At 61.9% G+C, this 12643-nt stretch carries 15 protein-coding genes and 1 pseudogene; 5 read left to right on the plus strand and 11 right to left on the minus strand.

Going from position 1 to position 12643, the window contains the following annotated elements:
* Nucleotides 1–314: 314 nt before the first annotated feature.
* From M5G11_RS25095 to ffh, 6 genes and pseudogenes are all read right to left on the minus strand, one after another.
* Nucleotides 315–716, minus strand: a pseudogene (locus M5G11_RS25095) (acyl-CoA thioesterase); the annotation flags it as partial.
* Nucleotides 717–810: 94 nt separating this feature from the next.
* The gene (gene rplS, locus M5G11_RS25100; RefSeq protein WP_273909246.1) at nt 811–1161 is read right to left on the minus strand and encodes a 50S ribosomal protein L19; all 351 of its coding nucleotides are present in this window, start codon (nt 1159–1161) and stop codon (nt 811–813) included.
* A gap of 42 nt (nt 1162–1203) precedes the next feature.
* On the minus strand, nt 1204–1956 hold the full coding sequence (gene trmD / locus M5G11_RS25105) for a tRNA (guanosine(37)-N1)-methyltransferase TrmD (RefSeq protein ID WP_273909245.1): 753 nt from the start codon (nt 1954–1956) through the stop codon (nt 1204–1206).
* A 3-nt stretch (nt 1957–1959) separates the two neighbouring features.
* Nucleotides 1960–2496 carry a ribosome maturation factor RimM gene (gene rimM, locus M5G11_RS25110; RefSeq protein ID WP_273909244.1) on the minus strand — a complete coding sequence of 179 codons (537 nt, stop codon included), beginning with the start codon at nt 2494–2496 and terminating at the stop codon, nt 1960–1962.
* A gap of 5 nt (nt 2497–2501) precedes the next feature.
* Nucleotides 2502–2753, minus strand: a complete 252-nt coding sequence (gene rpsP / locus M5G11_RS25115) for a 30S ribosomal protein S16 (RefSeq protein WP_273909243.1) — start codon at nt 2751–2753, stop codon at nt 2502–2504.
* Between the two features lie 239 nt (nt 2754–2992).
* Entirely contained in the window at nt 2993–4369 is a 1377-nt protein-coding gene (ffh, locus tag M5G11_RS25120) for a signal recognition particle protein (RefSeq protein ID WP_273909242.1), read from the minus strand.
* A gap of 195 nt (nt 4370–4564) precedes the next feature.
* Here ffh and M5G11_RS25125 point away from each other — a divergent pair, with 195 nt between their 5' ends.
* From M5G11_RS25125 to M5G11_RS25135, 3 genes are all read left to right on the plus strand, one after another.
* Nucleotides 4565–5377 (plus strand): cytochrome C assembly family protein, encoded by an 813-nt coding sequence (locus M5G11_RS25125; RefSeq protein WP_273909241.1) that lies wholly within the window; start codon nt 4565–4567, stop codon nt 5375–5377.
* Between the two features lie 10 nt (nt 5378–5387).
* Nucleotides 5388–6605 carry a transporter associated domain-containing protein gene (locus M5G11_RS25130; protein ID WP_273909240.1) on the plus strand — a complete coding sequence of 406 codons (1218 nt, stop codon included), beginning with the start codon at nt 5388–5390 and terminating at the stop codon, nt 6603–6605.
* A 149-nt stretch (nt 6606–6754) separates the two neighbouring features.
* Nucleotides 6755–8059 carry an MFS transporter gene (locus tag M5G11_RS25135; RefSeq protein WP_273909239.1) on the plus strand — a complete coding sequence of 435 codons (1305 nt, stop codon included), beginning with the start codon at nt 6755–6757 and terminating at the stop codon, nt 8057–8059.
* Nucleotides 8060–8150: 91 nt separating this feature from the next.
* On the opposite strand, the gene purT is transcribed toward M5G11_RS25135, so the two are convergent.
* From purT to M5G11_RS25160, 5 genes are all read right to left on the minus strand, one after another.
* Nucleotides 8151–9332 carry a formate-dependent phosphoribosylglycinamide formyltransferase gene (gene purT, locus M5G11_RS25140; protein WP_273909238.1) on the minus strand — a complete coding sequence of 394 codons (1182 nt, stop codon included), beginning with the start codon at nt 9330–9332 and terminating at the stop codon, nt 8151–8153.
* 87 nt (nt 9333–9419) lie between these two features.
* Nucleotides 9420–9887 carry a VUT family protein gene (locus tag M5G11_RS25145; RefSeq protein WP_273909237.1) on the minus strand — a complete coding sequence of 156 codons (468 nt, stop codon included), beginning with the start codon at nt 9885–9887 and terminating at the stop codon, nt 9420–9422.
* Nucleotides 9888–9970: 83 nt separating this feature from the next.
* Nucleotides 9971–10192, minus strand: a complete 222-nt coding sequence (locus M5G11_RS25150) for a DUF1289 domain-containing protein (protein ID WP_273909236.1) — start codon at nt 10190–10192, stop codon at nt 9971–9973.
* Nucleotides 10189–10716 carry a gamma carbonic anhydrase family protein gene (locus M5G11_RS25155; RefSeq protein WP_273909235.1) on the minus strand — a complete coding sequence of 176 codons (528 nt, stop codon included), beginning with the start codon at nt 10714–10716 and terminating at the stop codon, nt 10189–10191. Before M5G11_RS25155 ends, M5G11_RS25150 begins: the two co-directional genes overlap by 4 nt.
* A 40-nt stretch (nt 10717–10756) precedes the next feature.
* Nucleotides 10757–11356 carry a CoA pyrophosphatase gene (locus M5G11_RS25160; RefSeq protein ID WP_273909234.1) on the minus strand — a complete coding sequence of 200 codons (600 nt, stop codon included), beginning with the start codon at nt 11354–11356 and terminating at the stop codon, nt 10757–10759.
* A gap of 131 nt (nt 11357–11487) precedes the next feature.
* On the opposite strand from M5G11_RS25160, the gene M5G11_RS25165 reads away from it, so the two are divergent.
* Nucleotides 11488–12048: an NUDIX hydrolase gene (locus M5G11_RS25165; protein ID WP_273909233.1), complete on the plus strand. Its 561-nt coding sequence runs from the start codon at nt 11488–11490 to the stop codon at nt 12046–12048.
* Between the two features lie 31 nt (nt 12049–12079).
* Nucleotides 12080–12634 carry a L,D-transpeptidase family protein gene (locus tag M5G11_RS25170; RefSeq protein WP_273909232.1) on the plus strand — a complete coding sequence of 185 codons (555 nt, stop codon included), beginning with the start codon at nt 12080–12082 and terminating at the stop codon, nt 12632–12634.
* The last annotated feature ends 9 nt before the right edge of the window (nt 12635–12643 follow it).

Raw genomic sequence — 12643 nt, forward strand, 5'->3', positions numbered from 1 at the left:
CAAATAATTCGGGGGGGGTGGGCCTTGCCAGCGATCGGCTGGGCACCAGCCGCCTGCAATACCGGCCTCTTCGCCGGCAAGGCCGGCTCCCACAGGGGTTGGCGGCGCCGCGAATAATTCTGTGGGAGCTGGCCTTGCCAGCGATCGGCTGGGCACCAGCCGCCTGCAATACCGGCCTCTTCGCCGGCAAGGCCGGCTCCCACAGGGGTTGGCGGCGCCGCGAATAATTCTGTGGGAGCTGGCCTTGCCAGCGATCGGCTGGGCACCAGCCGCCTGCAATACCGGTCTCCGCCGGCAAGCGGCGCCAACGATTGGAAACCCGGCAATACCGGCACCGGGCGCTTTTCGTCATCAATGGCGACAAAACTGAACACGCCATGAATCGCCTTCTCCCGGCTATCACAACTCATGCTCTCGACAAACACTTCCTCCACCTGCAGGCTGGTATTGCCCACCCGCACCACCGTCCCCACCAACTCGACTATCGAGCCCGCCGCAATCGGGTGTTTGAAGTCAATGCGATCAGTAGACACCGTCACCAACGGCAACCGGCAAAAACGCGTCGCGGCAATGAACGACACTTCATCCATCCAGGCCAACGCAGTCCCGCCAAACAAGGTGTTGTGGTGGTTGGTGGTCGACGGGAACACCGCCTTGGTCACGCGGGTCACCGACAAGACGGTGCGGCGCTCTATTTCCAGCTCTCTCGGGGTCATGGCATCACTTGAACAGACAAATTGCAGACAACAAAAAAGCAGCCCGAAGGCTGCTTTTTTCGCATGGCGGTTGTAGCCGCCGGTCAAACTGTCATCAGGACAGTTTTTCCTTGATGCGAGCGGCTTTACCGGACAGGTCACGCAGGTAGTACAGCTTGGCTTTACGCACGTCACCACGACGTTTCACGGCCAGGCTGTCGATTTGCGGGCTGTAGGTCTGGAAAGTACGCTCAACGCCAACACCGTTGGAGATCTTACGAACAGTGAAAGCACTGTTCAGACCACGGTTACGCTTGGCGATTACAACACCTTCGAAAGCCTGCAGACGCGAACGATCACCTTCCTTCACTTTCACCTGAACGACAATAGTGTCGCCCGGGGCAAAGGTCGGGATCTCTTTGGTCATCTGCTCAGCTTCGATCTGCTGAATGATTTTGTTGGTCATGCTGTGCTCCTAAGGTAAATCGTTTGATCTACCATCGATACGTTAACTATCGTTCCGCTCACGGAGGTACTCCTCGAGCAGCTTCTTCTCTTCTCCAGAAAGTGAGCGACTTTCCAGAAGATCGGCGCGTCGTTCATAGGTCCGCCCAAGGGACTGCTGTAAACGCCATCGCCGGATGTGTGCATGGTTGCCACTTAGCAACACGTCGGGAACACGCTGATCCGCATACACCTCCGGTCGGGTGTAGTGCGGGCAATCAAGCAGACCATCGGTGAAGGAGTCTTCCTCCGCCGAGTCCGCATGCCCTAAAGCTCCGGGCAGCAGCCGCGTAACCGCATCGATCAGGACCATTGCCGGCAGCTCACCGCCAGACAATACATAGTCACCAATCGACCACTCTTCATCGACATGAGCTTCAATAAAGCGCTCGTCAATGCCTTCATAACGACCGGCTATCAGAATCAACGACTCTTGACTCGCCAGGCCTTTGACCGCCGACTGATCCAGCTTGCGGCCTTGTGGCGACAGATAAATAACCTTTGCCGCCCCCCCGGTTGCCTGCCTGGCGCTAGCCAACGCATCTTCCAGAGGCTTGATCTTCATTACCATTCCCGGACCACCGCCAAACGGCCGATCATCTACCGTATGGTGACGATCTGTGGTGTAGTCCCGCGGGTTCCAGCAGGTGACTTGCATCAACCCCTGTTTGACCGCGCGGCTGGTAATGCCGTACTCAGTGATGGCCGAGAACATCTCGGGGAACAACGTAATGACGTCTACACGAAGGCTCGCCATCGTTTAGAAGTCCGCGTCCCATTCAACCTTCATCTCGCCTGCACCCAGGTCGATTGCCAGCACGCATTGCCCGGTATAGGGCAACAAACGCTCGCGATCATCCAGGCTGCCTGCGCAAGGCTTGACCACCATTACATCGTTAGCGCCGGTCTCCAACAGGTGATCAACCGTGCCGAACAGTTGTCCGTCCTGGTTGATGACTTTCAGACCTACCAACTGGTACCAGTAGTACTCGTCGCCAGGCAGGTTGGGCAAAAGGCTACGCGAGATGCAAATCTCATAACCGCTCAGAAGACGCGCTTCGTCACGATCGTCGAGGCCTTTGAGCTTGGCGACCAACTCCTTTTTATTGGAACGGCCACTGACCAGCTCGACCTGTTTTACCTTTCCTTCGTGCCGAAGCGTCCAGTTAGGGTAATCCAACAGGTTTTCAATCGGATCGGTAAAGGAAAAGACCTTCACCTCGCCGCGAACGCCGTGAACCGAAAAAATCTTGCCGACAACGATCAAATCATCAGCGTTTTCTGGCGTCGCGTTCATATTGCTCAGGCAGCAGCCTTAGCGTTTTGCTTCAGCAGCTGGGCAACACGCTCAGATGGCTGTGCGCCAACGCTCAGCCAGTAGGCTACGCGCTCTTGCTTAACGGACAGACGGATTTCCTGACCACGAGCAACTGGGTTGAAGAAACCAACGTGCTCTTTGTTGGAGCCGTCACGCGGGTTACGCGAGTCGGTTACGGTCAGGGTGTAAAACGGGCGCTTTTTAGAGCCACCACGGGCAAGACGGATGGTTAGCATTGAACATCGTTCCTGTAGTCGGTGCTGCAAATCATAATGCACAGCGGGCACACGGGTGCCCGAAAGGCCGCATATTCTCAGGGAATACACGGACTTTTGCAAATGCCTTTTTCCGGCAAGCTGACGCCTGCCTTCAGATCTGCGCGTTACGCTGCCTTATATAGAGCAGCAGTGTTCCCGCCAGAGGCGGGGGTTCCGCTGGTCGGCTCGTTCGAAACGGGCCGATCAGCTGAATTTGCTTACATCTTTGGCATGCCGCCACCCGGCATCATGCCGCCAAGACCGCGCATCATCTTGGCCATCCCGCCCTTGGCGGAGAACTTCTTCATCATCTTCTGCATCTGCTTGTGCTGCTTGATCAAGCGGCCGATGTCCTGCACCTGGGTGCCGGAACCCATGGCGATACGGCGTTTGCGCGAACCGCTGATCAGCTCAGGGTCGCGGCGCTCGGCCGGGGTCATGGAGTTGATGATGGCTTCCATCTGCTTGAACTGCTTCTCGGCCACGCCCTGGGCACTGCCCATCTGCGCCAGGTTGACCCCACCGATGCTTGGCAGTTTGTCCATGAGCCCGCCCAGGCCGCCCATGTTCTTCATTTGTTGCAGCTGGTCACGGAAGTCTTCGAGGTCGAAGCCCTTGCCCTTCTTCAGCTTCTTGGCCAGTTTGTCGGCCTTTTCCTTGTCCAGGGTCTGCTCGGCCTGCTCGATCAGGCTGAGCACGTCGCCCATGCCGAGGATCCGCGAGGCGATACGATCCGGGTGGAACGGCTCAAGGGCTTCGGTTTTCTCGCCCATGCCGATGAACTTGATCGGCTTGCCGGTAATGGCACGTACCGACAGCGCGGCGCCACCACGGGCGTCGCCGTCGACCTTGGTCAGGATCACGCCGGTCAGCGGCAGTGCCTCACCGAAGGCCTTGGCGGTGTTGGCCGCATCCTGGCCGGTCATGGCGTCGACCACGAACAGGGTTTCGATCGGCTTGACCGCTGCGTGCAGGTCCTTGATCTCGCCCATCATCTCGGCGTCGATGTGCAGACGGCCGGCGGTGTCGACGATGACCACGTCGATGAACTTCAGCTTGGCTTCGCGAATCGCCGCTTCAGCGATGGCGACCGGCTTCTGGCTGATATCGGACGGGAAGAACGTCACGCCGATGTCGTTGGCCAGGGTTTCCAACTGCTTGATGGCCGCCGGGCGGTAGACGTCCGCCGACACGACCATCACGGTTTTCTTCTTGCGCTCTTTAAGGAAGCGCGCCAGCTTGCCGGCGGTGGTGGTTTTACCCGCGCCCTGCAAACCTGCCATCAGGATCACCGCAGGCGGTGCCGAGTTCAGCGACAGGTCTTCGTTGGCTGCGCCCATCAGGCCTTCGAGTTCGGCCTGGACGATTTTCACGAACGCCTGGCCCGGTGTCAGGCTGCGCGAGACCTCGGTGCCGACCGCACGTTCCTTGACCTTGTTGACGAAATCCTTGACCACCGGCAGGGCGACGTCGGCCTCGAGCAACGCCATGCGCACTTCACGCAGGGTGTCTTTGATGTTGTCTTCGTTCAGCTTGGCCTTGCCGGTGACATGGCGCAGCGTCTGTGACAGACGGTCGGTCAGGTTTTCAAACATGGGGATCCTTTCAGGCTCTGTAGAACCGAGGTTTATCAGCTGCCGTGGCCCTTTCGGCCAGCCTTGGGCAAGGGCAGGCCGGCGATTATAACGAAGACTCGCGCCAGCGCACACCATAGCGTCGGCGCGCAGTCTTCCTTGGCAGGAGCGTTCTATGCCAAACTCAGCCCCTTTCGGGCTTGCCTAACAGGACTTATGCTCCCCTTGTCACCCAGTTTGCTACCCAATCTGATCGCCGCCTGCTTATATGCCGCCGCGATTTTCTATCAAGGCACCCGCCTGGCCCGAGGCACCAAGGCCGACAAACGGCTGCTCGGCGTGCTCGGCGTAGTGGCGGTCATCGCCCAGAGCAGTGCACTGTTCTGGCAGATGCTGACGCCACTGGGCCTGAGCCTGGACTTCTTCACGGCGGCCAGCCTGATCGCCACCGCCGTGATCGCCCTGACCTTGCTCGCCACCTTGAGCATTCCGGTCGAGAACCTGCTGATACTGCTGTTCCCGCTCGGCCTGGTTACGGCACTGGCGGCGCAGTTCGCCCCGCCGGGCATGGTCCCGCTGGTGAATGAAGAGCCCGGGATCCTCGTGCATATCCTGCTGTCGATCCTGGCCTACGGGCTGTTCACCATCGCGGTGTTCCAGGCCTTGCTCCTGCTTTTGCAGGACCACCAGCTCAAGCACAAGCACCCTTCGGGGCTGATCCGCAACTTCCCGCCGCTGCAAACCATGGAAAGCCTGCTGTTCGGCTTCCTCTGGGCCGGCTGGGTGCTGCTGTCGCTGTCGCTGCTGTCCGGCTGGCTGTTCCTCGACAACCTGTTTGCCCAGCACCTGGTGCACAAGACCCTGCTGGCCTGCCTGGCCTGGATCGTCTTCAGTGTGCTGCTGTGGGGCCGCACCCGCCTCGGCTGGCGCGGGCACAAGGCGATTCGCTGGACCCTGGCCGGGTTCTGCCTGCTGATGCTGGCGTATTTCGGCAGCAAGCTGGTCCGCGAATTCATTCTGCACATCTGACAGGCGGCCCATGGACACTTTGCCGATAGGCCCGCTGCTCGGGCTTCTGGCCCTGGCACTGCTCTGGTCGGCACTGTTCACCTCGGTGGATGCCGCGCAGCAGCAACTGGCCGGCGCAAAGCGCAACAACGGGAAAAATGGCGAAAGCCCCAGCCTCGATGTCGCGCCCCAGGCGCTGGTGCTCTGCTCAACCCTGGGCAAGTTGCTGGTGCTGGCGCTGGCCTGCCTGATGGGCCAGCGTTGCCAGGGCGAGCACGGCTTCTGGCTGGCAGGCCTGGGCGCTGCCGCGCTGCTGCTGGTGTTTGCCGAATACCTGCCACGCCAGTTGGCCCGGCGTAACCCCGAGGCCTTCATCGGCCTGGGCAACAGCGTATTGAAAGTCCCGCTCACGCTGCTACAGCCGCTGGCCTGGCTGCTCGACCGCATCGCCCGCCTGTTGCTGCGCCCTTTCGCCGTGCAGGCCACACCGGTCAACCATCACGATGCCACGGCCCAGGCCGAGCACGACGAACCCGGCGACAGCGGCCAGCACCGGCATGACCTGCTCGACAGCCTGAAAAGCCTCGACAAGGTCACGGTCAACGACATCCTGGTCCCGCGCAACGAAGTCGACGGGATCAACCTGGACGACTCGATCGAGCAGATCATCGAGCAGTTGATTCTCAGCCGCCACACCCGCCTGCCGGTATTCCACAGCGACATCAACCAGGTCCAGGCGATCCTCAACACGCGCCAGATCAGCCACCTGCTGCCCAAGGCAGAGCTGACCATGGAGAGTTTACTGGCAGCCTGCTACGAACCCTATTTCGTTCCGGAAAGCACCCCGCTACAGCGCCAGTTGCTGAATTTCCACAAGCAGCAGCGGCGTTTGGGCGTAGTGGTCGACGAGTATGGCGAGGTCGAAGGCATCGTCACCCTGGAAGACATCCTCGAAGAGATCGTCGGTGAATTCGAAGAAGAACACAGCCTCGACAACCCGCACATCCACCCGCAAGCCGATGGGCGCTTTGTGGTCGAAGGCACCGTGGCCATCCGCGAGCTGAACCGCAACCTCGGCTGGCACCTGCCCAGCGACGGCCCCAAGACCCTCAATGGCCTGGTAACCGAAGCGCTGGAAAGCATCCCGGCCAGCGCGGTCTGCCTGAAAATCGGCCGTTATCGCCTGGAAATCCTCGAAACCGAGGACAATTGCGCCAGCCGCATACTGGTCTGGGCAGTCGCCCGCTAGCTGAACTCGCTGCACGCTTACCTATCCCCAAGAGCGTATGCTCAGCCACGCGACCAACAATAATACGCTTCGGCGCATGACCGCTGGCGCCTGCCTGGGCAGGTGAGCGGCGGCGTGCAAGGAGCACTCGACTGTCAGGGATAAATCGCATGACGACCAGCAGCACTTACAACGAGGCCGCCGAGGCGCCACCGGTCAACTCACCGGCCAAGGTGGCCACGGCCAGCTTCATCGGCACTGCCATCGAGTTCTACGACTTCTACGTGTACGCCACGGCCGCCGCCCTGGTGATCGGCCCGGTGTTCTTCCCGCAGACCTCGGGCACCGCGCAGATGCTCTCGGCCTTCCTCACCTTCGGTATTGCCTTCCTGGCCCGGCCTTTGGGTTCGGCGCTGTTCGGCCACTTTGGCGACCGCATCGGGCGCAAGTCGACCCTGGTCGCCTCGCTGCTGCTGATGGGCGTGTGTACCACGCTGATCGGCGTGCTGCCTGGCTATGACAGCATTGGCGCCTGGGCGCCGATCCTGTTGTGTGTCTTGCGCTTCGGCCAGGGCTTGGGGCTAGGCGGCGAATGGGGTGGCGCGGCACTGCTGGCCACCGAGAACGCCCCCAAAGGCAAACGCGCCTGGTTCGGCATGTTCCCGCAGTTGGGCCCCTCGATTGGCTTTCTGGCAGCCAACGGGTTGTTCCTGACCCTGGCCATGACCCTGACCGATGAACAGTTCCGCAGCTGGGGCTGGCGGATTCCGTTCCTGCTCAGTGCGGCGCTGGTGGTGGTCGGGCTGTATGTGCGGCTCAAGCTTGAAGAGTCGCCGGTGTTTGCCAAGGCCGTGACCAAGCAGGAGCGGGTGAAAATGCCGGTGGTCGAGCTGTTCGCGCAGCATTGGTCGCCGATGTTGCTCGGTGCCGGGGCAATGGTGGTGTGCTACGCGCTGTTCTATATCTCGACCGTGTTTTCCCTGAGCTATGGGGTGTCGACGCTGGGTTACAGCCGTGAGACGTTCCTTGGCCTGCTGTGCTTTGCCGTGGTCTTCATGGCCTTGGCCACGCCCCTGTCGGCCTGGCTGAGCGACCGTTACGGGCGCAAGCCGGTGCTGATTGTCGGTGGGGTGCTGGCGGTGCTGTCCGGGTTCACCATGGAGCCGCTGCTGACCTCGGGCTCAACCACCGGCGTGGCGTTGTTCCTGGCGATCGAGTTGTTCCTGATGGGGGTGACCTTTGCGCCGATGGGCGCGTTGCTGCCTGAGCTGTTCCCGACGCATGTGCGCTATACCGGCGCGTCGGCGGCCTACAACCTTGGCGGTATCGTCGGCGCCTCGGCGGCGCCATTCTTCGCGCAGAAGCTGGTGGCCATGGGCGGCCTGAGCTGGGTCGGCGGGTATGTGTCGGCGGCAGCGGTATTGAGCCTGATCGCCGTGCTGTGCTTGAAAGAGACGCGGCACAACGAGCTTTGAGGGTGGACGGATAATCGCCGGCAAGGCCGGCTCCCACAAGAGATCCCTGTGGGAGCCGGCCTTGCCGGCGATAGGGCCCTGAAGTGCAGCCTTACAGCTCGACCTTCACCGCCTGCGAGGCGCGCGTCGCCTTGGCGCGCGCTGTCTCAACCGACTCATCCCGCGCCAGGCACACGCCCATGCGCCGCTGGCCATTCACTTCAGGCTTGCCGAACAGGCGGATCGCCGTGTCTGGCTCGCTTAGCGCGGCGCCCAGGTTGTCGAACGCGGTCTGCTGCGAGGTGCCTTCCACCAGGATCACCGCCGAAGCCGAAGGCCCGAACTGACGAATCAGCGGGATCGGCAAGCCGAGAATCGCCCGCGCATGCAGGGCGAACTGCGACAGGTCCTGGGAGATCAGGGTCACCAGGCCGGTGTCATGCGGGCGCGGCGAGACTTCGCTGAACCACACCTGATCACCCTTGATGAACAGCTCCACCCCAAACATGCCACGGCCACCCAGCGCCTCGGTCACAGCCTTGGCCACGCGCTCGGACTCGGCCAGCGCTTTCGGGCTCATGGCCTGCGGCTGCCACGATTCCTGGTAGTCGCCCTTCTCCTGACGATGGCCGACCGGTGCACAGAACGTGGTACCACCGACATGACGCACGGTCAGCAAGGTGATCTCGTAGTCGAAATCGATGAAGCCTTCGATGATTACCCGGCCCTTGCCGGCACGGCCGCCTTCCTGTGCATAGTCCCAGGCCGCCTGCACGTCATCGACGCTGCGCAGCAGGCTCTGGCCCTTGCCCGAGGAGCTCATCACCGGCTTGACCACACACGGGAAGCCGAGGTCTTCGACGGCCTTGCGGTAGTCTTCAACGGTGTCGGCGAAGTGGTACGGCGAGGTCGGCAGGTCCAGCTCTTCAGCGGCCAGGCGACGGATGCCTTCACGGTTCATGGTCAGCTGTGCGGCGCGCGCGGTTGGCACCACGGTGAAGCCTTCGTTTTCCAGCTCGACCAGGGTGGCGGTGGCGATGGCTTCGATTTCCGGCACGATGTAGTGCGGTTTTTCAGCCTCGATCACCGCGCGCAGGGCGGCGCCGTCGAGCATGTTGATCACGTGGCTGCGGTGCGCCACCTGCATGGCCGGGGCATTGGCGTAACGGTCCACGGCAATCACTTCAACGCCCAGGCGCTGCAGCTCGATCACCACTTCCTTGCCCAGCTCGCCGCAGCCACACAGCAGTACGCGGGTCGCGGTTGGCGACAATGGGGTTCCGATACGGGTCATTTCAGGTCCTCAAAGGGAAGGAATCCAGGGCCGCCCCAAGCACGGTGCAACCCGGTGAAAAGGTGCGCCATTTTACATGAAGGGGGCTTAGCTCAGGCAGGCCTTTTTCCGTGCGCGCCAAGCCATGACCAGCCAGACCACGGTCACCCCGGCGAACTTGGAGGCCATTGCGGTGCCGACCACGGCCGGCGTCAGGGCGCCGATCATGCCGAAGAAGATGAAGGTATCGAGGGGGATGCTCAGCGCCGAGCTGAGCCACAGGCGGTCGTGCAGCGGGCGCTTGGTGATGGTGAAGACCAGCCAGTCGATGCATTCGGACACCGCGAACGCAGTGGCGCTGGCCAGGGCGATGGTCGGGTCGGAGGTGACATACGACAGCACCAGGGCGGCCAGCATGGCGAAGATGGCGCCGTGGCCGAAGCGGGTTTGCACCATGTCGCGCAGGATGAATACCAAGCCGCCCCAGGCGGACCAGATCACGTCCAGGTGCGGTGCGCTGGAGAAGGCGTAGTTGATCAGCACCACGCTGCTGATATAGGCAATCAGAAATGGCATAGCAAAACCCTGGGACAAGCTGTACAGGGTACTTGAGCGCGCTGCCTGGGAACAACTGCCAGGCATGGATCACCGTGTAATCATCAGCCTTTGTGGTAGGAACTGGCACCCACCGAAAACATCAACCCCGCCGCCACCGCACGCTCATGGCACAGCACCAGCACCTCGCGGCGCTGCGCGTTGTCCATCCGGCCCCACTGGGTAATCTCGGCCGCCGTACGCTGGCAGCCGGTGCAGATATCCTGCTCATCCAGTGCGCAAATGCTCACGCAGGGCGAACCCACAGGTTTTTCCGGCGTGTTCATTCCGGCGCCTGCGGGGCCAGATCGCGGGCATAACGCTGGGCGTTGTGCACGTAATGCGCGGCGCTCGCCTCAAGCATCTGTTTCTGCGCCTCGGTCAGCTCACGCACCACCTTGCCCGGCGAGCCCATCACCAACGAGCCATCCGGGATCTCCTTGCCCTCGGGGATCAGCGCATTGGCGCCGATGATGCAGTACTTGCCAATTTTCGCCCCGTTGAGAATCACCGCATTGATCCCGACCAGGCTGTAATCCCCCACCGTGCAGCCATGCAGCATGGCGTTGTGACCCACGGTCACGCCCTTGCCCAGGGTCAGCGGCGAGCCCATGTCGGTGTGCATCACCGTGCCGTCCTGCACATTGCTGTTCTCGCCAATGTCGATCAGCTCGTTGTCACCGCGCAGCACGGCGCCAAACCACACGCTGGCGCCCGCCTGCAGGCGCACCTTGCCAATCAACGTGGCGGTGGGCGCAGCCCAGCTGTTCGGGTGGGTCTCGACGCAATGGTCGCCCAGGCGGTAGTTCATGGGTGCTTCCTCACGGTGTGCAGACGGCGGGTGGTCCCGCTCAAATAGGCGTAAAACGTTCCGGCGGGTGATGCAGGCTGATGCGCGCATCGTAAAGCAAGTTGACCAGCTCGACGATCATGATCGCCGACAGGCCCCAGATCTTGTACTCGCCATAGCGGTAGCTGGGCACATACCAACTGCGGCCCTGGTAGTCGATACGGTGGCTGTGGTCGCGCGGGTCCTGGCGGAAGAACTCCAGCGGCACGCTGAACACGGCGGCAATCTCGGCATCGTTGGCGCGGTATTCGACGTAGTCGGGAATCAACCCGACAAACGGCGTTACCTTCAAGCCATGCAACGACACCAGCGGGCTCAACGGTCCGATGATTTCGACCAGGCCAGGTGGCAGCCCGATCTCTTCCTCGGCTTCGCGCAGCGCGGTGAACACCAGGTCCGGGTCTTCCGGGTCACGCCGCCCGCCAGGGAAGGCGACTTCGCCGCCATGGGTCGACAGCCCCTGGGCACGCAGGGTGAGCACCAGCTCGGGTTCCTCGCTGCGAGTGATGGGCAATAACACGGCGGCCTCGGGAAAACGTCGATCCGTCTCCAGGGTACTCGGCACATGACTGCTCACTCGGCGAAGTAACTCGTCCAGCATGGTCTCTCTCTTTCTGTCGGCTTCCCGCATCATGCACCAAAGCCACGGCCTGCCCAAGCCCCCGATGCGAACAGGCTTGCGGCCCCGCCAAGCGCCGCGCGAAGATAGCCGCAGCCAACAGGAAGATAAGCATGAAATTCTGCAGCGCGTGCGGCAAGACGGTGATCCAACGCATCCCCGAAGGCGATACCCGCCTGCGCTATGTGTGCGAGCACTGCCAGACCATCCATTACCAGAACCCCAATATCGTCGCCGGCGTGCTGCCCAGCCACGGCAGCCGGGTATTGCTGTGCCGGCGCGCCATCGAGCCGCGCCGGGGCTACTGGACCCTGCCCGCCGGGTTCATGGAGAACGGCGAGACCCTCGAACAGGCCGCCCGTCGCGAAACCGTCGAGGAAGCCTGCGCCCAGGTCGAGGCCATGAGCCTCTATCACCTGTTCGACCTGCCCCATATCAACCAGGTACATGTGTTCTTCCGCGCAGAGCTGGCCGACCTGAATTTCGACGTCGGTGTCGAGAGCCTGGAAGTGCGCCTGTTCGAAGAAAGCGAGATCCCCTGGGACGAGCTGGCTTTCAGGACCGTGAGTCGTACCCTAGAATGCTATTATCGCGACCGCAAAACGCAGGACTACCCGGTACGTACCGAATGCCTGCCCCCGCTGTTCGCACTGCCGACACCGGCTACACCCTAACGCTGGCTTCTTTTTACGGGATATCGTTTCAATGCGCTGGTTGCTTGCCCTCTTCTGCGTTTGTATGGCTTCGGTGTCCCAGGCGGCGTTCACGGAAACCATCGTGACCAAGCCGATCACCAAGACCTCGCCGTCCCCGCTGGTGCCTGCCGTCAACCCGACGATGATCGACAAGATCCTGGTGCTCAAGTCCGAGCGGCGCCTGCAATTGATCAGCGGCGGCTCCCCGCTCAAGACCTACCGCATCTCCCTGGGCAAGCAGCCTAAGGGCGCCAAGGAGCGCGAAGGCGACAAGCGCACCCCGGAAGGCCTCTACTGGATCGACTGGCGCAAGGTTTCCGACCGCTACAACCTGGCCATGCACGTCTCCTACCCGAACATCACCGACGCCGCCAAGGCGCGCCGTGAAGGGGTGAGCCCGGGCGGCATGATCATGATCCACGGCACGCCGCTGGACGACGACTACCCGGAAGAGGTATTCCACACCCTGGACTGGACCGAAGGCTGCATCGCCATGACCAACCGCGACATGCGCGAGGTGTGGAACCTGGTACCAGATGGCACCCTGATCGAGATCCGCCCGTAAGCCTGCACC

The sequence above is a fragment of the Pseudomonas fontis genome (assembly GCF_028656955.1).
In the GTDB taxonomy this organism is placed as follows: Bacteria; Pseudomonadota; Gammaproteobacteria; order Pseudomonadales; family Pseudomonadaceae; genus Aquipseudomonas; species Aquipseudomonas fontis.